The sequence below is a fragment of the Frigoribacterium sp. PhB24 genome (assembly GCF_003755185.1).
Taxonomy (GTDB): Bacteria; Actinomycetota; Actinomycetes; order Actinomycetales; family Microbacteriaceae; genus Frigoribacterium.
The window spans coordinates 227,357-247,552 of sequence record NZ_RKIC01000012.1 but is presented as its reverse complement, the minus strand read 5'-3'; the positions used below and the strand labels follow the sequence as shown (position 1 = coordinate 247,552).

General features: G+C 70.0%; 21 protein-coding genes. 2 read left to right on the top strand and 19 right to left on the bottom strand.

The window, feature by feature from the left end; translation table 11 throughout:
* Nucleotides 1-6: 6 nt before the first annotated feature.
* From tsaE to glmS, 5 genes are read right to left on the bottom strand one after another with little or no spacing between them, the layout of a single operon-like run.
* The gene (gene tsaE / locus EDF50_RS11140; protein ID WP_233570596.1) at nt 7-483 is read right to left on the bottom strand and encodes a tRNA (adenosine(37)-N6)-threonylcarbamoyltransferase complex ATPase subunit type 1 TsaE; all 477 of its coding nucleotides are present in this window, start codon (nt 481-483) and stop codon (nt 7-9) included.
* 47 nt (nt 484-530) lie between these two features.
* Nucleotides 531-1,667, bottom strand: coding sequence for an alanine racemase (alr, locus tag EDF50_RS11135; RefSeq protein WP_123519598.1), 1,137 nt, complete (start codon nt 1,665-1,667; stop codon nt 531-533).
* Nucleotides 1,664-2,755, bottom strand: coding sequence for an alanine racemase (gene alr, locus EDF50_RS11130; protein WP_123519597.1), 1,092 nt, complete (start codon nt 2,753-2,755; stop codon nt 1,664-1,666). The genes alr (EDF50_RS11135) and alr (EDF50_RS11130) overlap by 4 nt, the downstream gene beginning before the upstream one ends.
* The gene (locus tag EDF50_RS11125; protein WP_123519596.1) at nt 2,752-3,174 is read right to left on the bottom strand and encodes a holo-ACP synthase; all 423 of its coding nucleotides are present in this window, start codon (nt 3,172-3,174) and stop codon (nt 2,752-2,754) included. The genes alr (EDF50_RS11130) and EDF50_RS11125 overlap by 4 nt, the downstream gene beginning before the upstream one ends.
* A 41-nt stretch (nt 3,175-3,215) precedes the next feature.
* Nucleotides 3,216-5,069: a glutamine--fructose-6-phosphate transaminase (isomerizing) gene (gene glmS / locus EDF50_RS11120; RefSeq protein WP_123519595.1), complete on the bottom strand. Its 1,854-nt coding sequence runs from the start codon at nt 5,067-5,069 to the stop codon at nt 3,216-3,218.
* 83 nt (nt 5,070-5,152) lie between these two features.
* Between glmS and coaA the strand changes: the two genes are divergently transcribed.
* Nucleotides 5,153-6,109 carry a type I pantothenate kinase gene (coaA, locus tag EDF50_RS11115; RefSeq protein ID WP_123519594.1) on the top strand — a complete coding sequence of 319 codons (957 nt, stop codon included), beginning with the start codon at nt 5,153-5,155 and terminating at the stop codon, nt 6,107-6,109.
* Between the two features lie 79 nt (nt 6,110-6,188).
* Here coaA and glmM read toward each other — a convergent pair whose 3' ends face one another.
* From glmM to infA, 11 genes are all read right to left on the bottom strand, one after another.
* Nucleotides 6,189-7,550 (bottom strand): phosphoglucosamine mutase, encoded by a 1,362-nt coding sequence (gene glmM, locus EDF50_RS11110; protein WP_123519593.1) that lies wholly within the window; start codon nt 7,548-7,550, stop codon nt 6,189-6,191.
* Between the two features lie 27 nt (nt 7,551-7,577).
* On the bottom strand, nt 7,578-8,063 hold the full coding sequence (gene rpsI / locus EDF50_RS11105; protein ID WP_082059799.1) for a 30S ribosomal protein S9: 486 nt from the start codon (nt 8,061-8,063) through the stop codon (nt 7,578-7,580).
* A gap of 32 nt (nt 8,064-8,095) precedes the next feature.
* A complete protein-coding gene (gene rplM, locus EDF50_RS11100) occupies nt 8,096-8,542 on the bottom strand; it encodes a 50S ribosomal protein L13 (RefSeq protein ID WP_043593314.1) in 447 nt (148 codons plus the stop codon).
* A gap of 195 nt (nt 8,543-8,737) precedes the next feature.
* Nucleotides 8,738-9,637, bottom strand: a complete 900-nt coding sequence (locus tag EDF50_RS11095; RefSeq protein ID WP_199738733.1) for a tRNA pseudouridine(38-40) synthase TruA — start codon at nt 9,635-9,637, stop codon at nt 8,738-8,740.
* An 89-nt stretch (nt 9,638-9,726) separates the two neighbouring features.
* A complete protein-coding gene (locus EDF50_RS11090) occupies nt 9,727-12,432 on the bottom strand; it encodes an ExeM/NucH family extracellular endonuclease (RefSeq protein WP_123519592.1) in 2,706 nt (901 codons plus the stop codon).
* A gap of 211 nt (nt 12,433-12,643) precedes the next feature.
* A complete protein-coding gene (gene rplQ / locus EDF50_RS11085) occupies nt 12,644-13,210 on the bottom strand; it encodes a 50S ribosomal protein L17 (protein WP_123519591.1) in 567 nt (188 codons plus the stop codon).
* Nucleotides 13,211-13,258: 48 nt separating this feature from the next.
* Nucleotides 13,259-14,254: a DNA-directed RNA polymerase subunit alpha gene (locus tag EDF50_RS11080; RefSeq protein ID WP_043593322.1), complete on the bottom strand. Its 996-nt coding sequence runs from the start codon at nt 14,252-14,254 to the stop codon at nt 13,259-13,261.
* 191 nt (nt 14,255-14,445) lie between these two features.
* The gene (gene rpsK / locus EDF50_RS11075) at nt 14,446-14,844 is read right to left on the bottom strand and encodes a 30S ribosomal protein S11 (RefSeq protein ID WP_043593323.1); all 399 of its coding nucleotides are present in this window, start codon (nt 14,842-14,844) and stop codon (nt 14,446-14,448) included.
* A gap of 45 nt (nt 14,845-14,889) precedes the next feature.
* A complete protein-coding gene (gene rpsM / locus EDF50_RS11070; protein WP_043593325.1) occupies nt 14,890-15,264 on the bottom strand; it encodes a 30S ribosomal protein S13 in 375 nt (124 codons plus the stop codon).
* Between the two features lie 190 nt (nt 15,265-15,454).
* A complete protein-coding gene (gene rpmJ / locus EDF50_RS11065) occupies nt 15,455-15,571 on the bottom strand; it encodes a 50S ribosomal protein L36 (protein ID WP_043593327.1) in 117 nt (38 codons plus the stop codon).
* A 68-nt stretch (nt 15,572-15,639) separates the two neighbouring features.
* Nucleotides 15,640-15,861, bottom strand: a complete 222-nt coding sequence (gene infA / locus EDF50_RS11060; RefSeq protein ID WP_043593329.1) for a translation initiation factor IF-1 — start codon at nt 15,859-15,861, stop codon at nt 15,640-15,642.
* Between the two features lie 298 nt (nt 15,862-16,159).
* On the opposite strand from infA, the gene EDF50_RS11055 reads away from it, so the two are divergent.
* Complete coding sequence (locus EDF50_RS11055) at nt 16,160-17,356, top strand: LCP family protein (protein ID WP_123519590.1); 1,197 nt, start codon at nt 16,160-16,162, stop codon at nt 17,354-17,356.
* A gap of 60 nt (nt 17,357-17,416) precedes the next feature.
* On the opposite strand, the gene map is transcribed toward EDF50_RS11055, so the two are convergent.
* Genes map through secY form a run of 3 tightly spaced genes read right to left on the bottom strand, consistent with a single transcriptional unit; the run spans nt 17,417 to nt 20,194 of the window.
* The gene (gene map, locus EDF50_RS11050) at nt 17,417-18,250 is read right to left on the bottom strand and encodes a type I methionyl aminopeptidase (RefSeq protein WP_123519589.1); all 834 of its coding nucleotides are present in this window, start codon (nt 18,248-18,250) and stop codon (nt 17,417-17,419) included.
* A 4-nt stretch (nt 18,251-18,254) separates the two neighbouring features.
* The gene (locus EDF50_RS11045) at nt 18,255-18,875 is read right to left on the bottom strand and encodes an adenylate kinase (protein ID WP_123519588.1); all 621 of its coding nucleotides are present in this window, start codon (nt 18,873-18,875) and stop codon (nt 18,255-18,257) included.
* On the bottom strand, nt 18,872-20,194 hold the full coding sequence (gene secY, locus EDF50_RS11040; protein WP_043593336.1) for a preprotein translocase subunit SecY: 1,323 nt from the start codon (nt 20,192-20,194) through the stop codon (nt 18,872-18,874). The genes EDF50_RS11045 and secY overlap by 4 nt, the downstream gene beginning before the upstream one ends.
* Nucleotides 20,195-20,196 lie beyond the last annotated feature (2 nt).

Genomic DNA, 20,196 nt, shown 5'->3' with positions numbered 1-20,196 from the left:
CGACGGTCAGGCGGTGGGCAGGTCGACACCGGCCCAGCGAGCGCCGTGCGCGGTGATCACCACCCGCCTCGGCTCCTCCGGCACGTCGTCCGCGGGCTCGTCCTCCGCGACCGCGGCGTCGCGCCCGTCGACCCCGCCCGTCGGTCGCTCGATGACGACGTCGAGCCACGACTCGGCGACCCCGTCGAGCAGGCCCGCGCCCCACTCGACCACGACGATCGAGCCCTCGTAGTCGAGGTCGAGGTCGTCGAGCTCGGCCTCGCCCGCGAGCCGGTAGGCGTCGACGTGCACGAGGGGCACCCCCGAGGCGGTGGGGTGCGTCCTGGCCAGGACGAACGTCGGGCTCGCGACCTGGCCCCTCACCTCGAGCCCCTCGCCGAGGCCCCGCGTGAAGGTGGTCTTGCCGGCGCCGAGCGGCCCGGTCAGGACCAGCAGGTCACCTGCGCGCAGCAGGCCGGACACCCGACGGCCCAGCGCCTCCATCGCCTCGGCATCGGGGACGGTCAGCTCGACCGCACCGACCGTGGTGGTCACGGCCGGCCGCCGACGTAGACGCGCGGCACCCGGGCTCCGATGCGGCAGGCGACCTCTTCGGGGATCGTGTCGGTCGCGTCGGCCCACTCGCCGATGGTCATCTCACCCTGGTCGCCCGGCCCGAAGAGCACGACCTCGTCACCGACCGCGACCGCGTCGTCGCCCACGTCGACGAGGAACTGGTCCATGGCGACCCGGCCCACGATCGGTCGGGGTCGGCCGGCCACGACGACGTGCACGGCACCCTGTGCCCGCCGGCTGACACCGTCGGCGTAGCCGAGGGGCACGAGCGCCAACGTCGTGTCGGTCGGCGCACGGAACGTGTAGTCGTACGAGACACCGGTGCCCGCCGCGACGCGCTTGACCTTGACGACCGACGCGCTCAACGTGAGCACCTGGCGCAGCCCGCGGTCGGCGGCGGTCACGCCCTCGGTGACCGGGATGCCCAGGCCGTTCGACCCCATGCGCACCATGTCGAAGCGCCGCTCCGGGTGCTCGAGCGCGGCCGAGCTCGACGACATGTGCCGCTTCTCGACGGTGGCGCCGAGCGCCTCGGCGTCGGCGACCGCCCTCTCGAACACCCGGGCCGCGGCCTGGTCGTCGGCCTCGCTCGTCTCGCTGACGTGCGAGAAGATCCCGCGCAGGCGGACCACGCCCTCGTCACGCAACTCGACCGCGCGGGTGACGAAAGCCGGCCAGTCCGAGGGCAGGCAGCCCTCGCGGTGCAGCCCGGTGTCGATCGTCAGGTGGACCAGGGCGACTCCGCCCCGGGCCCGCGCGGCGGAGGCGACGGACTCGAGCTGCTCGATCGTGGACACGCCCAGGTCGACCTGCAGGTCGACGGCGGCGTCGAGGTCGTCGGACGGGCTGAGCTGCCAGGCGAAGAACGCCGCGTCGCCGCCGATGCCCAGCCGTCGCAGTCGGAGGGCCGGAGCCAGCTCGACCGTTCCGAACCAGCGGATGCCCGCCGCGACGGCCTCGGGCACGAGCACGTCGGCCCCGTGCGAGTAGGCATCGGCCTTGACGATGGCCAGGATCTCGACCGGGTCGAGACGGGCGATCAACGACTCGAGGTTCGCCCGGTAGGCGCCCAGGTCGACCGTCGCCCGACGGAGGGACGCGGTGCCGCTCATGCGAGGTACCTCCGGGTGAGGCCGGCCGCCAGGCAGGCGACGACCTCGTAGGTGATGCCACCGATGGCCTCGGCCCAGTCGGCGGCGGACTGCCGGCCCAGCGCCGGGTCGCCGAACAGCACGACCTCGTCCCCGATCTCGACCGGGTCGTCGCCCACGTCGATGACGAGTGCGTTCATCGCGATGCGCCCGCGCACCCGATAGGTGCGCTGGCCGATCGTGACCGATGCCCGCTCGCTCGCGGCACGGTCGACGCCGTCGGCGTACCCGACCGGCACGATCGCGATGGAGGTGTCGCGTTCGGGGCGGAAGAGGTAGCCGTACGACACGCCTTCGCCCGCGGGGATGCGCTTGACGGTGGTCACCGGCGCCGTGAGGGTCATGGCCGGTCGCAGGCCGAGCTCGGCCGAGGTGCGGTCGGCGTACGGGCTGAGGCCGTACGTCGCGAGGCCGAAGCGCACCATGGTCGCCCTCGACCCGACGTAGTCCAGCGCGGCCGCCGAGGCGGCGATGTGCAGCAGGGGCGGTCGCACGCCGAGTTCGTCGAGCATCTCGGACGCGCGTGCGAACCGGGCCGCCTGCAGGCCGTCGTCCTCGGACGAGGCGTTCGACACGTGGGTCATCAGCCCCTCGATCGGCACGACGGCGGCGTGTCCGGCCGCGCGCTCGAAGAGCTCGGGCCACTCGGATTCGACGGCCCCGTTGCGGCTCAGACCCGTGTCGACGGCCAGGTGCACGGCGCGGACGCCGGCCGCCACGGCAGCCTCGAGTTGGTCGACGCTCGACACGGCCGGGGTGATGCCGAGCGCGGCGGCCTCGACGAAGTCCTCGTCGGGGGCGTGCAGCCAGGCGAGCACGGGCGCCTCGACACCGGCTCGCCGCAGGGCCACGGCCTCGGCCAGGTCTGCCACGCCGAGCCAGTCGACGCCGGCCTCGACGAAGGCCCGGGCGCACTCGACGGCGCCGTGCCCGTAGGCGTTCGCCTTGACCACGGCCATGACCGCCGCCGGAGCGACGGCGGCCCGCAGCGTCTCGACGTTGTGCCGCAACGCGGCCGTGTCGACGGTGATGGTGACGTCGTGGGTCATCGGACCGCCCCTTCGTGGTGTGCGTCGTCGTGAGGGGAGGGGACGCGGCCGTCGCCCTCGGCGACCACGTAGGCGACAGCCACCCCGCCGTCGTGGCTGAGCGACAGGTGGAGGTGCGAGACGCCTCGCGAGTCCGCCAGCGACCGTGCTCCCCCGCTCAACACGAGCGACGGGGCTCCCTGGTCGTCGGAGACGACCACGACGTCGTGCCAGCGCACCCCGGTGGAGCCGCCCAGGGACTTGATCAGCGCCTCCTTGGCGGCGAAGCGGGCCGCGAGCGACTGCCGCCCGCGGGGGCTGCCGTCACGGAGGACGAGCTCGTCCGCTCGGAACAGGCGCGTGGCGAGCGCCGGGGTGCGATCGATCGAGCGGCCAAAGCGATCGAGGTCGACGACGTCGACGCCGATGCCCACGATCACGTCCTCACCCGCCCGACTCCCTGCCCCGGCTGCACGACCCGCTACTCGACGGTGACCGACTTGGCCAGGTTGCGTGGCTGGTCGACGTCGAGTCCCTTGGCGGCCGCGAGCTCCATGCCGAAGATGTGCAGCGGCACGACCGACAGCAGCGGCTCGAAGAGCGGAGCAGCCAGCGGGATGTGCAGCACCTCGTCGGCGAACGGCAGCACCGCGGCGTCGCCCTCTTCGGCGATCGCGATGACCCGGGCGCCGCGCGCGCGGATCTCTTGGATGTTCGAGACGACCTTGGGGTGCAGCGACCGCGGGTCGCGCGGGCTGGGAACGACCACGAAGACGATCTGACCGGGCTCGATCAGGGCGATGGGGCCGTGCTTCAGCTCGCCGGCGGCGAAGCCCTCGGCGTGGATGTAGGCGAGTTCCTTGAGCTTGAGCGCCCCTTCGAGGGCGATCGGGTAGCCCACGTGACGACCGAGGAAGAGCACCGAGCGCGTGTCGGCCATCCATCCGGCGAGGGTCTTGATGCGCTCGGACGACTCGAGCACCTGCTCGATCTTGCCGGGGATCTCGTGCAGGTCGGCGACCTGCTCGGCGATGGCCTCGGTGCTGAGCGTGCCCCGCAGGGTCGCCAGGTGCAGGCCGAGCAGGAAGAGCGCGGTGCCCTGGGCGACGAACGCCTTGGTCGACGCGACGGCGACCTCGGGTCCGGCGTGCGTGTAGAGCACGGCGTCGGACTCGCGCGGGATCGTCGAGCCCTGCGTGTTGCAGATCGAGAGCACCTGGGCGCCCTGCTCGCGGGCGTACTTGACCGCCATCAGGGTGTCCATCGTCTCGCCCGACTGGCTGATCGACACCACGAGGGTCTTCTCGTCGAGCACCGGGTCGCGGTAGCGGAACTCGTGGGCCAGCTCGACCTCGACGGGGACGCGGGCCCACTGCTCGATGGCGTACTTGCCCAGGATGCCGGCGTACGCGGCCGTGCCACAGGCGATGACGATGACGCGGTCGACGGTGAGGAGGCGCTCGCGCACGCCGTCGAGCTCGGTCAGGGTCACGGCACCCTCGGCCGTGATGCGGCCGAGCAGCGTCTTGGCGACGGCCTCGGGCTCTTCGCTGATCTCTTTCGCCATGAAGCTGGACCAGCCACCCTTCTCGGCGGCCGAGGCGTCCCAGTCGACCTCGAACTCGGTCGTCTCGACAGGCGCTCCGGTGAAGTCGACGACCTCGACCGAGTCGGGGCGGATCGTCACGAGCTGGTCCTGCCCGATCGACATGGCACGACGGGTGTGCGCCACGAAGGCCGCCACGTCGCTGCCGAGGAAGTTCTCGCCGTCGCCCAGGCCGATGACCAGGGGCGAGTTGCGACGGGCGCCGACGACGACGCCCGGCTGGTCGGCGTGCACGACGAGCAGGGTGAAGGCGCCGTCGAGGGTGTTGACGACCGTGCGCAGGGCCTCGGTCAGGTCACCGGAGGCGCGGTAGGCCCGGGCGACCAGGTGCGCGGCGACCTCGGAGTCGGTCTCGCTGAGGAACTCGACGCCCTCGGCGAGCAGCTCGGCCTTGAGCTCGGAGAAGTTCTCGATGATGCCGTTGTGGATGAGGGCCAGCTTGCCGTCGTCGGCCAGGTGGGGGTGCGCGTTCGCGTCGGTCGGGCCACCGTGGGTCGCCCAGCGGGTGTGACCGATGCCGGTCGTGCCGTCGGTCAGCGGCGTCGCCTCGAGGTCGTCGACGAGCACCTGCAGCTTGCCGGCCTTCTTGCGGGTGCCGAGGTCGCCCGCGGCGTCGATCACGGCGACGCCCGCCGAGTCGTACCCGCGGTACTCGAGTCGCTTGAGGCCGCCCAGCAGCACCTCGATGCTCTTGTCACCCGTTCCGACGTATCCCACGATTCCACACATGGGGTCGATCCTAGAGGTTCCCGTCCGAGAGCCCGGCGGGCCGTGCCGACGCGCGCCGACCACGGACCGGTAGCCTCGTGCGCATGGCCGAAGCCAACCCGACGACCGCGCCCTCCGCCGTGCACGCGAGCCCCTTCGTCGAGATCGGACGCGACGCCTGGGCCGACCTCGCCCCGACGACGCGCCTGCCCCTGACCGAGACCGAGATCGTGCAGCTGCGCGGTCTCGGCGACCGCCTCGACATGCGCGAGGTGCAGGACGTCTACGTCCCGCTCAGCCGCCTGCTCAACCTCTACGCCGCCGGCGCCCGCAACCTGCACCGGGCGACGAGCGACTTCCTCGGCGAACGAGCCCAGCGCACGCCGTTCGTGATCGGGGTCGCCGGGTCGGTGGCCGTCGGCAAGTCCACCGTCGCGCGCCTCCTCCGCGAGCTGCTCAGCCGGTGGGACGACACCCCCCGCGTCGAGCTGGTGACCACCGACGGGTTCCTCTACCCGAACGCCGAGCTCGAACGCCGAGGCATCATGAGCCGCAAGGGGTTCCCCGAGTCGTACGACCGCCGCCACCTGCTGCGGTTCGTCTCGCAGGTCAAGAGCGGCGCCGAAGAGGTGCGCGCACCCTTCTACTCGCACACGAGCTACGACATCATGCCGAGCGCCGAGGTCGTGGTCCGTCGACCAGACATCCTGATCGTCGAGGGGCTGAACGTGCTGCAGCCCGCCGTGGCCGGCCGGCTCGCCCTGAGCGACCTCTTCGACTTCACGGTCTACGTCGACGCCCGCACCGGTGACATCGAGAACTGGTTCGTCGAGCGATTCCTCGCGCTGCAGAAGGGCGCGTTCACGCAGGAGCGTTCGTTCTTCCACCGCTTCGCCGACATGAGCGAGCCCGAGGCCCGGTCGTTCGCCTCGGGCATCTGGAGGTCGGTCAACGAGCCCAACCTGATCGAGAACGTGCTGCCGACCCGGTCACGGGCGACGCTCGTCCTGCGCAAGGCCGCCGACCACAAGGTCAGTTCGGTGCTGCTCCGCAAGATCTGACGCGCGGCGGCGGAGCCGGGCCCCGGTCAGGAGGCGCGGGTGACGTCGCCGCGACGTCGCGCCCCGTCCGGCGCGCGGCTCAGAGGGCGAGTCGCTCGCGGACGACGTCGGCCAGGGCGTGGGCGACACGGTCGGCTGTCGCCTGGTCGGCGGCCTCGACCATCACGCGCACGACGGGCTCGGTGCCCGAGGGGCGCAGCAACACGCGGCCGGTGTCGCCGAGCTCGGCCTCGAACCGGCGGACGGCCTCGGCCACGCCCTCGTCGGACGCGGCTCGTGAGCGGTCGACGTCGCGCACGTTGATCATGATCTGCGGGAAGACTGTCATGACCGAGGCGAGCTCGGCCAGGCTCTTGCCCGTCGCGGCCATGCGGGCCACGAGCGAGAGGCCGGTGAGGATGCCGTCGCCGGTGGTGGCGTAGTCGGCGAAGACGATGTGGCCGGACTGCTCGCCGCCGAGGGAGAAGCCGTGCTCGTTCATGTCCTCGAGCACGTAGCGGTCGCCGACCTTGGTCTGGCGCACCGTGATGCCGTGCTCGGCCATGGCGCGCAGGAGGCCGAGGTTGCTCATGACCGTCGCGACGAGCGTGTCGTCGACCAGGGCACCGCGCTCTTTCTGGGCCACGGCGATGATCGCCATGATCTGGTCACCGTCGACCACGGCGCCGGTGGCGTCGACGGCGAGGCAGCGGTCGGCGTCGCCGTCGTGCGCGATGCCCACGTCGGCGCCGTGCTCGAGCACGGCCTCGGCGAGGTTGTCGAGGTGGGTGGACCCCACGCCGTCGTTGATGTTGACGCCGTCGGGATCGGCCCCGATCAGGGTGACGGTGGCGCCGGCGTCGGTGAAGACCTCGGGAGAGACGGCCGAGGCGGCGCCGTGGGCGCAGTCGAGCACGACGTGGATGCCGTCGAGCCGGTTGGGCAGGGCACCGAGCAGGTGCAGCACGTAGCGGTCCTCGGCGTCGGCGAACCGGCGGATGCGGCCGACGTCGCCGCCGATCGGCATCAACTGCGGGTCGGCCATCGCGGCCTCGATGCGGTCCTCCACCTCGTCGGGCAGCTTGGTGCCGCCGAAGGCGAAGAACTTGATGCCGTTGTCGGGCGCCGGGTTGTGAGACGCGCTGATCATCACGCCGAAGTCGGCGCCGATGTCGTCGACCAGGAAGGCCGCCGCGGGGGTCGGGATGACCCCGGCGTCGAGGACGTCGACGCCGGAGCTGGCGAGCCCGGCGCAGACGGCCGCGGTGAGGAACTCACCGGAGATGCGGGGGTCGCGCGCGACGACGGCGACGGGTCGCCGCCCCTCGGCACGGCGGGCATCGGCGTGATGCCCCTTCGTGAGCACCACCGCGCTCGCCTGGGAGAGCCCCAGGGCGAGCGCGGCGGTCAACTCACGGTTGGCGAGGCCTCTCACACCGTCGGTACCGAACAAACGCGACATCGCGAGACCTGCCTTGTGTGGTGCTGGTTAGCGCTTCGAGAACTGCGAGGCCTTGCGGGCCTTCTTGAGACCGGCCTTCTTGCGCTCGATGACGCGGGCGTCACGGGTGAGGAAGCCGGCCTTCTTGAGCGTGGCGCGGTTGTTCTCGCGGTCGATCTCGTTCAGCGCACGGGCGATGGCGAGACGGAGGGCACCGGCCTGGCCCGAGGGGCCACCACCGGTGACCTTGACGGCCACGTCGTACGAGCCGAGCAGGTCGAGGACCTTGAACGGGTCGTTGATCAGCTGCTGGTGCAGCTTGTTGGGGAAGTAGTCCTCGAGGGTGCGACCGTTCACGACGATCGTGCCGGAGCCGGGCGTGAGGCGTGCACGGGCGATGGCCTCTTTGCGGCGACCGACGGCGGAACCGCCGACGCTCAGCACGGGGCGGGGTGTCGCGGCGGCCTCGGGGGCCGAGCTCTCGGTGGTGAAGCTCTCGGGAGCCTGGTCGATGGAATCTGCGATCTGAGCCACTGTGTGGGGGTCCTTAAGTCTGAAGGCGGACGCTACTGGGCGACCTGGTCGAGGGTGTAAACCGTGGGCTGCTGAGCAGCGTGGGGGTGCTCGGCACCCGCGTACACCTTCAGCTTCTTGATCTGGGCACGGCCCAGCGAGTTCTTCGGCAGCATGCCACGGATGGCCTTCTCGACCGCACGGGTGGGGTGCTTCTCGACCATCTCGGAGTACGTGGTGGCCGTGATGCCGCCCGGGTAGCCCGAGTGACGGTAGTAGAGCTTCTCGGCCAGCTTGGAGCCGGTGAGGGCCACCTTGTCGGCGTTGATGACGATGACGAAGTCGCCCATGTCCATGTGGGGGGCGAAGGTCGGCTTGTGCTTGCCGCGCAGCAGGGCTGCCACGTGGCTCGCGAGGCGGCCGAGCACGACGTCGTTGGCGTCGATGATCAGCCAGTTCGGCTGAACGTCAGCCGGCTTGGGGGAGAAAGTGCGCGTCACAGTAGTGCTGCTTTCTGGTCGAGGTGAGAGGTTCGTGAATCCCGCTCCGTTGCCGTTGTCACCACAGAGATGGTGAGAACGAGTCAGGTGGAGGGCTCAACTTCGGGCGAACGCGCGCAGTTGCGCAGACACCAAGGGTTGACGTTACCCGACACGGGCACGACGGTCAACCGTCGACCGTTCCGGACGAGGACGTCACTCCCCCAGCTGGTCGTGCGACCGCTTCACCTGGGTCAGGGCCACCCGGGCGGCCATCTCGTCGTCGGGTGGATAGCCGACCTCGACCATCGTGAGCCCGTGGGCGGGGACGACGCGGAACTCGCCGTTGCGCTGGGCCTCGCGGCGCACGCCCACCGCGCGGTGCGCCTCCATCGCCCCCTCGCCGACGGCGACGCACGCGCCGACGAGGTTGCGCACGAGGTTGTGGCAGAACGCGTCGGCCTGCACCGAGGCGACGAGCACACCGTCGGCCTCGCGCCTCCACGAGAACTCCTGCAGCTCGCGGATGGTGGTCGCGTAGTCGCGGTGCCGACAGTAGGCGGCCCAGTCGTGCAGGCCGAGCAGGCCCGTCGCCGTGGCGTTCATCAGGTCGAGGTCGAGGCGCTGGTCGTACCAGAGGGTGTGGCTGCGCCTCGTCGGGTCACGTTCGGTGCCCCGGTCGGCGATGCGGTACTCGTACCGTCGCCAGAGGGCGCCGAACCGGGCGTGGAATCCCGGAGGCGCGACTCGCGCACCCGAGATCACGATCTCGTCGGTCGCGCCCGCCAGCCCGTTCAGGCGCCGGGCCAGCACGGTCGGGGCATCGAGCGGCGACTGGTCGCGCAGGCCTCGGTGGGGTTTCTGCAGCTGCGCGATCTGGGCGGCGGTGAGGTCGAGGTGCACCACCTGCCCGCGCGCGTGGACTCCGGCGTCGGTGCGGCCCGCCACGGTGACCGTCGGCACGTCGCCGAGCCGGCGGAAGAGGGTCTGCAACGCGGCCTCGATCTCGCCCTGCACCGTGCGACGGCCTGGCTGCTCGCTCCAGCCCGAGAAGCCGGTGCCGTCGTAGGCGACACCGAGACGGAGGCGCGTCAGGGCCTGCTCGTCTTTCGTCACCCCACGATCCTACGAGACGGGACGAGGCCCTGCGCCGGGGGCGCAGGGCCTCGTCGATCACGACCCGACGGGCGAGCCGTCGGCGGCGGTCACCGCCAGCGACCGCCGAACAGCTTGACGAACCAGCCGATCACGGCCGAGACGATCGCCGTGACGATCTGCACCACCGTGGGCGCGCCTCCCCCGTGGCCCGGCTGCTCGGGCTCCCCGGGCTGCCCGGGACCACCCGGCTGCTCGGGCTCGCCCGGCTCGGCGTCGGCCACGAGCTCGACGCCGACGACCACGGGGTCGTGGTCGCTCGAGCGGAACTGGTCGGGCTGGTACAGCTGCTTCGCGTTGTAGTTGAAGCGGCTGTACTCGAGGCCGATGCCCTCGACCGAGTTGATGTTCCAGATGTCCACGCCCGTGACGGCCCCGGCGGCGGCCGGCGAGGCGAGCACGTGGTCGAGCGAGCCGCTCAACCCGCCGAACACGTAGCTGTACTCCTCGGTCTCGGTGGAACCGAGATCCGTGTACCCGGCCTCGCGCAGCACCTCGATCGGGTCCTCCTGCGAGTAGGCGTTGAAGTCGCCGAGGAGGAACACCTTGTCGGTGCCCGCGGCGGCCTCGCGGTCGGCCGCGAAGGCGACCAGGGCGTTCGCCTGGTTGACGCGCGAGCCGTTGGAACCGCCCTGGCCGTCGCCCATGTCGGCGTCGGCACCCGACCCGCTGCCCTTCGACTTGAAGTGGTTGGCGATGGCGACGAAGGTCGCGTCGGCGCCACCGCCGATCGGGCGGAAGGCCTGCGACAGCGGCTGCCGAGCGTTGCTGAAGGCGGCCGAGCCGGTCAGGATGCTCGAGTCGCCCACCATCTCGACGGCGGCCCGCTTGTAGATGAACGCGAGTCGGATGACGTCCTCGTTGGCCGGTCGAGCCGACGCCGGAGGCGACGGGACGAACGACCAGACCTCGCTGCCCGCGGCGGCGTTCAGCGCGGTGACCAGGGTCGACAGGGCCGCGTCGCGGTCCTTGCCGAACCGGGCCGAGTTCTCGATCTCCTCGAGCGAGACGACGTCGGCGCCGAGCGCGTTGACGGCCGTGACGATCTTGACCTGTTGGCGCGCGAGGTTCGCGGCGTCCGCGGCCCCCCGGGCGTCGCAGCCGCTGTTGACGGTCACGGGTGCGCCGGCGCGATCCCGGTAGTACGTGCAGCCGGACAGTTGATCGCCCGTGGTCGTGAAGTAGTTCAACACGTTGAAGCTGGCCAGGGTGACGTCACCGCCGACGTCGCGCGGGGCGTCGGTGCGGATGTCCTCGAACGTGACCGGCAGGTCCGCGTAGGGGGTGTCGCCCGTGACGACCGTGGTCGGCTGGTACTTCCAGGTCGAGTTGCGGTAGTCGACGACGACGGGTTCGGTGAAGGCGACCGAGGCGCCCACCGTGACCGGGTTCTCGTTGGACAGGTACGAGACCGGCGCGGACTGGTTCGTGAAGAAGTTCGTCGACTGGCCGTCGTCGAGCGTCACGGACCGCGCCGCGTTGTCCGCCGCGACCGCGGCCGCCTCCGGGCTGCCCGGACGGGCGACCTCGGTCGGCTGGAGCAGCGGCTCGCCACCGGCCGCCAGCGCCACCTCGCCGTACTGGTTCGTCGTGTAGACGTCGGCGACGGTGAACTCGCCCTGCGGCAGGACGAGCATGCTCTCCAGCGACTCGCGCGCGGCGTCCGTGGCCGGTAACCCGACCGTGGCCGGCGCGGGCGCCGTGACGCCCGACGCGTCGAGCTTCCGCACCTGCGAGACCCCGGCGACGGTGATCTGCGTCAGCCCGTAGAACTCGGTCACCTGCCCGTCGAGCTCGACGTAGTCGCCGACGGCGACCGAGGAGGCGGTGCTCGCGGAGTACACGAACAGCGCGTCGGACGCGACGTGCGTCGAGAGGTCGAGCGCGCCTCCTGAACCGGGGGTCTGGACGACGTAGCCGTTCAGGCCACCCGTCGGGTACGTCGCCGTGACGACGCCGCGCGTCGTGACGGTGCGCCCCGCGTAGGGGCTCGTGTCGGTCGCGCCCTGGATCTGGGCGATGGTGAGGTCGGCCTCGGGAGTCGGCTCGGGCTGCGGCTCGGGGTCGGGCGTGGGCTCGCTGCCGGTGCCTCCCGAGTTCTGCGGCGTGACCGTGGTCTGGGTCATGAAGTCGACCGAGTTGACGTCGGTGTCGGCGCCGGCTGCTCGGGCGAGCGAGTTCGGCGTGCCGTTCGTGCCGGTCACCGGCGCGACGCTGGTCTCGTACGTGGCCGACGCACCGTAGCCGAGCAGGTCGACGACGCCCGGGGTGCCGGTCGCGACCGGCCCCGGGGTCAGGGCGAGGGGCGCGGTGCCGTCCGACAGGGCGAGGGTGCCCGTCGTACCGCTGGGGTTGAGCGACACCGACGCGTCGGGCTCGGGCAGGGCCGCTCCGGTCGTGCCGTTCCCGGGGATCGCCACCAGGAAGTACCCGTCGGCGGCGATGTCGCCGCTGAGGGCGGCCGTCGAGAAGGCCCCCGTGCCGGTGGCCGACCGGTACTGCAACGACCAGCCCGCCAGCGAGACCGTCGCCGTCGTCGGGTTGTACAGCTCGACGAATTTGCGGTCGAAGGGCGCGTTGGCGCTGCCGCCCTTCAGATAGGCCTCGTTGATGACGACGGACGAACCGTCGGGCGCCGCGACGGCGGGGTCCGCCGGGGCGAGGGGCGCGAGGCCGAGGGCCAGGGCGAGGCCCGTGGTCAGGGCGAGCCCTGTGGTCAGGGCAGGTGCCGTGCGAGGGCGGGGTCGTGGCGACATGACGTCCTTCGTGATCGGGTCGGGGCTCCGAACACGGTAGGCGGCACAGGTGCACCACAGGTGTCGCAGAGGTCTCGCAAAGGTAAACGACCCCCGCCCGGGGGGCCAGTCAGCACTTCTGCGGACCCCGGCGTCACCTCGTCACGGCACCGTGCACGACGGAGGGCCCGTCACCTCACGGTGACGGGCCCTCCGGGTGGTGCTGGGGGGACTACTTGGCCGCTGCGTCGTCCGACTTGGCGGCGGCGTCGGCCTCGACCTCGTCGGCGGCAGCCGTCTCGGTCTCGGTCTCGACGGGAGCGGACTCCTCGACGGTCTCGGTCTCGTCGACGGGAGCCTCGGTGGGCTCGTCCTCGACGGGCTCGGCGACCGGAGCCGCCGAGGCCGTGGTCTTCGAGTTCTTGACCTTGGGGGTCACGGGCTCGAGGACGAGCTCGATCGACACCATCGACGCGTTGTCACCCTTGCGGAAGCCGAGCTTCGTGATGCGGGTGTAGCCACCGTCACGGTTCTCGACCAGCGGGGCGATCTCGGTGAAGAGGATGTGCGCGGCCTCTTTGTTGTTGCGCAGGGTCTGCATGGCACGGCGACGCGAGTGCAGGTCGCCACGCTTCGCGAAGGTCACGAGACGCTCGGCGACGGGACGGAGGCGCTTGGCCTTGGTCTCGGTCGTCTTGATGGTCTTGTGCTCGAAGAGCGAGGCGGCCAGGTTGGCCAGCATGAGGCGCTCGTGCGCCGGGCCGCCTCCGAGGCGGGGTCCCTTGGTGGGCTTGGGCATTGTCTGTTCCTAAGTGAGTCGAGAGTGGAGGGCGTCGGGCGGAGGGACCTAGTTGGTGGTCTCTTCTTCGTCGTAACCGCTGTAGAAGTGGGCTCCGTCGAACCCGGGGACCGTGTCTTTCAGCGAGAGGCCGAGCTCGACGAGCTTGTCCTTCACCTCGTCGACCGACTTCTGACCGAAGTTGCGGATGTTCATCAGCTGGGTCTCGGAGAGGGCGACCAGCTCGGACACCGTGTTGATGCCCTCGCGCTTCAGGCAGTTGTAGCTGCGGACCGACAGGTCGAGGTCTTCGATCGGGGTCTGCAGCTCGCTGGACAGGACGGCGTCGACCGGCGCGGGGCCGATCTCGATGCCCTCGGCAGCGGTGTTGAGCTCGCGGGCCAGACCGAAGAGCTCGGTCAGCGTGCGACCGGCCGACGCGATGGCGTCACGCGGCGAGATCGACGGCTTCGACTCGACGTCGACGACCAGACGGTCGAAGTCGGTGCGCTCACCGGCACGAGTCGCCTCGACGCGGTAGGTGACCTTGAGCACGGGCGAGTAGATCGAGTCGATCGGGATCTGACCGGCCTCGCTGAACTCGCTGCGGTTCTGCACGGCCGACACGTAGCCGCGGCCACGCTCGATCGTGAGCTCGAGTTCGAACTTCGCCTTGTCGTTCAGCGTGGCGATGACGAGCTCGGGGTTGTGGATCTCGACACCGGCCGGGGCCGAGATGTCGGCGGCCGTGACCTGGCCGGCGCCCTGCTTGCGCAGGTAGGCCGTGATGGGCTCGTCGTGCTCGCTCGCCACGACCAGCTGCTTGATGTTGAGGATGACCTCGGTGACGTCTTCTTTCACGCCGGGAACGGTCGTGAACTCGTGCAGCACGCCGTCGATGCGGATGCTGGTGACAGCAGCGCCGGGGATCGACGAGAGAAGCGTGCGGCGCAGCGAGTTGCCGAGGGTGTAACCGAAGCCGGGCTCGAGCGGCTCGATCACGAAGCGGGAGCGGAACTCCGAGATGTTCTCCTCGGTGAGGGTGGGGCGCTGTGCAATGAGCACTGTGGATTCCTTTCGGCGAAGAGTCCGCTATATGACTCTTGGCGGTACGACAGGTGGCTGGCCCGTCGGGTCTGTTGAGTTGTGGGCACCTCGGGCGAACACGCGGGAGGCGGTGCTGACGCGGGGGAGCCCGCCGCACCCGCGGACCCCGGTGACAGGGCCCGAGCCGGGTGCGGCGGGCGGTAACTCAGTTAGACGCGACGACGCTTCGGCGGGCGGCAGCCGTTGTGCGCCTGGGGGGTGACGTCGTTGATCGAACCGACCTCGAGGCCGGCGGCCTGGAGCGAACGGATCGCCGTCTCGCGACCCGAACCCGGGCCCTTGACGAAGACGTCGACCTTCTTGACGCCGTGCTCCTGCGCCTGGCGAGCCGCGGACTCGGCGGCGAGCTGCGCGGCGAACGGGGTCGACTTGCGCGAACCCTTGAAGCCGACGGCGCCGGACGAGGCCCAGCTCAGGACGGCGCCCGAGGGGTCGGTGATCGAGACGATCGTGTTGTTGAACGTGCTCTTGATGTGGGCCTGGCCCACGGCGACGTTCTTCTTCTCTTTGCGGCGGGGCTTACGCGCGGCCGTCTTCGGTGCTGCCAATTTTTTCTCCTACAACCTTGAGGGGCGTACGGCGGGAGCCGAGGCCTATCGAGCCTTCTTCTTGCCGGCGACGGTGCGCTTCGGGCCCTTGCGGGTACGAGCGTTCGTCTTGGTGCGCTGGCCGCGGACGGGGAGGCCACGGCGGTGGCGGATGCCCTCGTAGCTGCCGATCTCGACCTTGCGGCGGATGTCGGCGGCCACCTCGCGGCGGAGGTCGCCCTCGACCTTGTAGTTGCCCTCGATGTAGTCGCGGAGCAGGACGAGCTGGTCGTCCGTGAGGTCCTTGACGCGGATGTTGCCGTCGATCTCGGTCTCGGCGAGAGTCTTGAGCGCGCTGGTGCGGCCGACTCCGTAGATGTAGGTCAGTGCGACTTCGACGCGCTTGTCACGCGGGATGTCAACGCCTGCTAGACGTGCCATGATGGCCTCTTTTCAGAGATGGTGGAGGTCTGTCACAGCACCGGTGCCCGGGCCTCCGACCCGGGGTGTCCCCCGCCTCCGGCCACCCTGACGGATGATCGTGACGAGTTCTGGTGCTGCTGGGAGGGTGTTGCTGGGTGACCCGGCTCGGCCGGGTCGGCATCGGCACGCCGCCGAAGCGGCGGACGAGTCAGCCCTGACGCTGTTTGTGGCGCGGGTTGCTCTTGCAGATGACCATGACGTTGCCCTTGCGGCGAATGACCTTGCAGTGCTCGCAGATGGGCTTGACGCTGGGGTTGACCTTCATTGCTGATTCCTTGATCTCGCTGGCTTCGTGCCCCACGGGTGCGTGGGGCCGTTCCTTTCCAGCACGCCCTACTTGTAGCGGTAGACGATCCGGCCGCGGGTCAGGTCGTAGGGGCTGAGCTCCACGATCACACGGTCTTCGGGGAGGATGCGGATGTAGTGCTGCCGCATCTTGCCGGAGATGTGCGCGAGGACCCTGTGTCCGTTGGTCAGCTCAACGCGGAACATCGCGTTGGGCAGAGCTTCGATCACTGCGCCTTCGATTTCGATGACACCGTCTTTTTTGGCCATAGCCTCACTGTCGCTAAGAATAGGGGTGTTGGTCGTGCGGGGATACGGTGCCCAGGCGCGCAGAAACGCACATGGAGCACCAAAGATCGATCCTAGGTGATGCCGGTATAGTTCAGCAACCCGGCGGGTCAACCCGACACGCCGGGGCGCCCGCCGACCTGCGCCGACCACCGCGGCCGCCTTCCGCCGGGCACGCACCACGACTGCCGGGAGCACCATGCCTGAACGCCCGACCACCCCCTCCTCCCCCCGAGGGGTCGCCCGCCACGGTCGGCTCCGCCGGCGAGGCCCCGCCCGCATGCTCCTGGCCCTCGTCGCCGGGGCCATGGCCGTCGTGCTCGTGAGCGGGGTGTCCGTCGCGGCCATCGCCGTCCGCACCGCGACCTCCGGGGTGCAGACCGTCTCGCTCGGCAACGAGGACGACGTCGAGGGTGTCGACATCTCGGCCATCGAGGGCGGTGCCAACATCCTGCTGGTGGGCAGCGACGAACGCGACGACGGCAGTCAGGTCGATGCCGGCGAGGTGGACGGCATCCGGAACGACGTGACGATCCTCGCGCATCTCTCGGCGGACCACACCCAGCTGACGGCCGTGAGCTTCCCGCGTGACCTCATGATCGACGTCCCCGAATGCGTCGGGGACGACGGTCAGGTCTACCCTGCCGAGGACTACGTGCAGTTCAACACCACCCTCGGACGCGGCGGGCTCTCGTGCACCGTCAAGACGGTCGAGGGCATGACCGGGTTGGCGATCCCCTACGCCGGCAAGATCACCTTCGACGGCGTCATCGAGATGTCGAACGCGATCGGCGGGGTCGACGTCTGCGTCACGCGCACGATCCGTGACACCGACTCGGGCATCGACCTGAGCGCGGGCACGCACTCCCTGCAGGGCGCCGAGGCGTTGGCCTTCCTGCGCACCCGTCACGGAGTCGGCGACGGCAGCGACATCGCGCGGATCAGCTCGCAGCAGGTCTTCCTCTCGTCGATGATGCGCAAGATCATCTCGGGCGGCACGCTCGGTGACGTGACGACGCTCTACAAGCTCGCCTCGGCCGCCCTGAGCAACATGACGCTGTCGTCGACCCTCAGCTCACCCGACACGCTCGTCCGGCTGGCGCTCGCCCTGAAGGACATCCAGCCCGCCGGGATCGTCTTCGTGCAGTACCCGGTCGTCGACGACCCTCGCAATTCGAACCGTGTCGTCGAGTCGACGACCGACGCCGCGGCCTTGAACGCGGCGCTGAACGCGGACCAGAAGTTCACCCTCGGCGACGACAGCGCAGGGCGGGGCTCGGTCTCGGACGGCACCGCCCCGGCCGAGAGCACGACCCCTGCGGTCCCGGACGAGACCACGGCGCCGACCGAGTCGACGTCCGGGTCGGCGGCCCCGGTCGACCCGGCCGCGACCACCCCGACGACGACCACGTTGCCCTCGACGATCACGGGGCAGTCGGCGGCCGAGGCCACCTGCAGCGTCGGCTCGTCCCGCTGAGCCGAACCGCGCCTCCTCGGGTTCCGTCGGTCTCGCCGGGACGAACCGAGGAGGCGCGGATCAGGGAACGGGGACGGGAGTCACGCCCAGCGGCGCCAGGCCCGCGGCACCACCGTCGTGTGCCGTGAGCACCCAGATGCCGTCTGCGTGCACCGCGACCGAGTGCTCCCAGTGCGCGGCCAGGGAGCCGTCACGGGTGCTGACCGTCCAGCCGTCGTCGTGGGTCACCGTATCGATGCCGCCGGTCGTGACCATGGGCTCGATCGCGACGACGAGGCCCGGCCGCACGGCGGGGCCGCGTCCACGGACGCGGTAGTTGAAGACGGGCGGGTCCTCGTGCATCGATCGACCGATGCCGTGCCCGGTGTAGTCCTCGATGATGCCGTAGTCGCCCTGCTCGTCGATGTAGTCCTCGATGGCGCCGCCTACCTCGTTGAGGTGCGACGCCGTCGAGAGCGCGGCGATGCCGTGCCAGAGGGACTGCTCGGTGACCTGGTTGAGACGCCGCCTCTCGGCGACGACGTCGGGGCGGTCGGCGTCGTCGAGGACGAACGTCCGTGCGCTGTCGCCGTTCCATCCGCCGAGTTGCGCCCCGCTGTCGATCGAGACGAGGTCACCTGCCGCCAGCAGACGGGGTCCGGGGATGCCGTGGACGACCTCACCGTTGATCGAGGCGCACACCGTGTGGCGGTAACCGGGCACCAACATGAAGTTGGGCTCTCCCCCACCGTCACGGATGGTGGCCTCGGCGACGGCGTCGAGCTCGAGCGTCGATACGCCGGGCCGTACGGCGCCCTGCACCGCGTCGAGCGACGCGGCCGTCAGGCGACCTGGCTCGACCAGACGACGGAGTTCGTCGGGTGTCTTGTAGATGCCGGAGCGGCGGAACGCCACGAGGTCAGGAAGCCGATGCGACGGCCGTGAACCCACGGGCGGTCAGCGCCGACTCGATGCGTCCCGCGACCTCGTCGATGCCGCCCAGACCGTCGACCTCGACCAGGAGGCCCCGCTGGCGATACGTCTCGATCAGTGGTGCGGTCTCGCGGAGGTAGACGTCCTGCCGATGACGGATGGCGTCCTCGGTGTCGTCCGAGCGGCCCTGGTCCGCGGCACGCTTGCGCAAGCGCTCGACGATCTCGTCCCGATCGGCGACCAGCTGGATCACGGTGGTCAGGGACTGCCCCTGCTCGGCGAGGTGCGCGTCGAGGAAATCGACCTGCTGCAGGGTGCGCGGGTACCCGTCGAGCAGGAACCCCTCGGCGGCGTCGGGTTGCGACAGCCGGTCGGAGATCAGTTCGTTGGTGAGGCTGTCGGGAACGTAGTCGCCCGCGTCGAGGATCGCCTTGACCTTGAGGCCGAGCTCGGTCTCGTCCTTGACGTTGGCGCGGAAGATGTCACCGGTCGAGATCGCGGGGATGCCCAAGGCTTCGGCGATGGCGACGGCCTGGGTGCCCTTGCCGGCCCCGGGAGGGCCGACGATCAGGAGGCGCGGGCTGAGTCGGGTCTCAGCGGCGCTCATCGGAGCAGGCCCTCGTAGTGACGCTGTTGGAGCTGCGAGTCGATCTGCTTGACCGTCTCGAGACCGACACCCACGATGATCAGGATGCTGGCGCCTCCGAAGGGGAAGTTCTGGTTGGCACCGACCGTGGCCAGGGCGATCAGCGGGATGAGCGCGATGATGCCCAGGTACAGGGCGCCGGGAAGCGTGACCCGCGTCAGCACGTAGTCGAGGTACTCGGCGGTGGGACGGCCTGCACGGATGCCGGGGATGAACCCGCCGTACTTCTTCATGTTGTCGGCGACCTCTTCGGGGTTGAAGGTGATCGCGACGTAGAAGTACGTGAAGCCGACGATGAGCGCGAAGTACAGCACCATGTAGAGCGGGTTGTCGCCGGAGGTGAGGTTCGCCTGCACCCAGCTGACCCAGGCCGGCGGAGCCGTGCCGTCCGAGGGCTGGTTGAACTGCGCGACCAGTGCCGGCAGGTAGAGCAGCGACGAGGCGAAGATGACCGGCACGACGCCGGCCATGTTGACCTTGATCGGGATGTACGTGTTGTTGCCGCCGTAGGTACGCCGACCGACCATGCGTTTGGCGTATTGCACCGGGATGCGCCGTTGGGACTGCTCGACGAAGACGACGAGCGCCATGATGATCAGGCCGACGGCGATGACCAGCAGGAAGATCTCGAAGCTGCGCGACTGCGCGATGCTCCAGAGGGCGGTGGGGAAGCGTGCCGCGATCGACGTGAAGATGAGCAACGACATTCCGTTGCCGATGCCGCGCTCGGTGATGAGCTCGCCCATCCACATGATCAGGCCCGTGCCCGCGGTCATGGTCACGACCATGAGCATGACGGCGTACCAGGCGTCGTTCGTGATCAGCTGGCTGCACTCCGCGATGCCCGACGAACCGAACAGGGCTCCTGAGCGGGCCACGGTGATGAGGGTCGTGGACTGGAGGACGCCCAACGCGATCGTGAGGTACCGCGTGTACTGCGTGAGCTTCGCCTGACCGGACTGGCCCTCTTTGTAGAGGGTGTCGAAGTGCGGGATGACCACGCGCAGCAACTGCACGATGATCGACGACGTGATGTAGGGCATGATGCCCAGCGCGAAGACCGACAGCTGCAGCAGAGCGCCGCCGCTGAACAGGTTGACGAGTTCGTAGAGACCCGAGGTGCCCTGGTTGCCGGCGAGGCAGGCCTGGACGTTCTGGTAGTCGACGAACGGCGCGGGGATGAAGCTACCCAGCCGGAAGAGCGCGATGATGCCGAGCGTGAACCCGATCTTGCGACGCAGGTCGGGGGTGCGCATGATGCGCGCGACAGCTCTGAACACGT

What these genes read in the sequence shown, in the direction of transcription:
- infA (WP_043593329.1), bottom strand. Translation starts at nt 15,861, where the DNA reads ATGGCCAAAAAAGACGGTGTCATCGAAATCGAAGGCGCAGTGATCGAA.
- rpmJ (WP_043593327.1), bottom strand. Translation starts at nt 15,571, where the DNA reads ATGAAGGTCAACCCCAGCGTCAAGCCCATCTGCGAGCACTGCAAGGTC.
- alr (WP_123519597.1), bottom strand. Translation starts at nt 2,755, where the DNA reads ATGACCCACGACGTCACCATCACCGTCGACACGGCCGCGTTGCGGCAC.
- alr (WP_123519598.1), bottom strand. Translation starts at nt 1,667, where the DNA reads ATGAGCGGCACCGCGTCCCTCCGTCGGGCGACGGTCGACCTGGGCGCC.
- EDF50_RS11055 (WP_123519590.1), top strand. Translation starts at nt 16,160, where the DNA reads ATGCTCCTGGCCCTCGTCGCCGGGGCCATGGCCGTCGTGCTCGTGAGC.
- rplQ (WP_123519591.1), bottom strand. Translation starts at nt 13,210, where the DNA reads ATGCCCAAGCCCACCAAGGGACCCCGCCTCGGAGGCGGCCCGGCGCAC.
- tsaE (WP_233570596.1), bottom strand. Translation starts at nt 483, where the DNA reads ATGGAGGCGCTGGGCCGTCGGGTGTCCGGCCTGCTGCGCGCAGGTGAC.
- glmS (WP_123519595.1), bottom strand. Translation starts at nt 5,069, where the DNA reads ATGTGTGGAATCGTGGGATACGTCGGAACGGGTGACAAGAGCATCGAG.
- glmM (WP_123519593.1), bottom strand. Translation starts at nt 7,550, where the DNA reads ATGTCGCGTTTGTTCGGTACCGACGGTGTGAGAGGCCTCGCCAACCGT.
- rpsM (WP_043593325.1), bottom strand. Translation starts at nt 15,264, where the DNA reads ATGGCACGTCTAGCAGGCGTTGACATCCCGCGTGACAAGCGCGTCGAA.
- EDF50_RS11090 (WP_123519592.1), bottom strand. Translation starts at nt 12,432, where the DNA reads ATGTCGCCACGACCCCGCCCTCGCACGGCACCTGCCCTGACCACAGGG.
- EDF50_RS11045 (WP_123519588.1), bottom strand. Translation starts at nt 18,875, where the DNA reads ATGAGCGCCGCTGAGACCCGACTCAGCCCGCGCCTCCTGATCGTCGGC.
- coaA (WP_123519594.1), top strand. Translation starts at nt 5,153, where the DNA reads ATGGCCGAAGCCAACCCGACGACCGCGCCCTCCGCCGTGCACGCGAGC.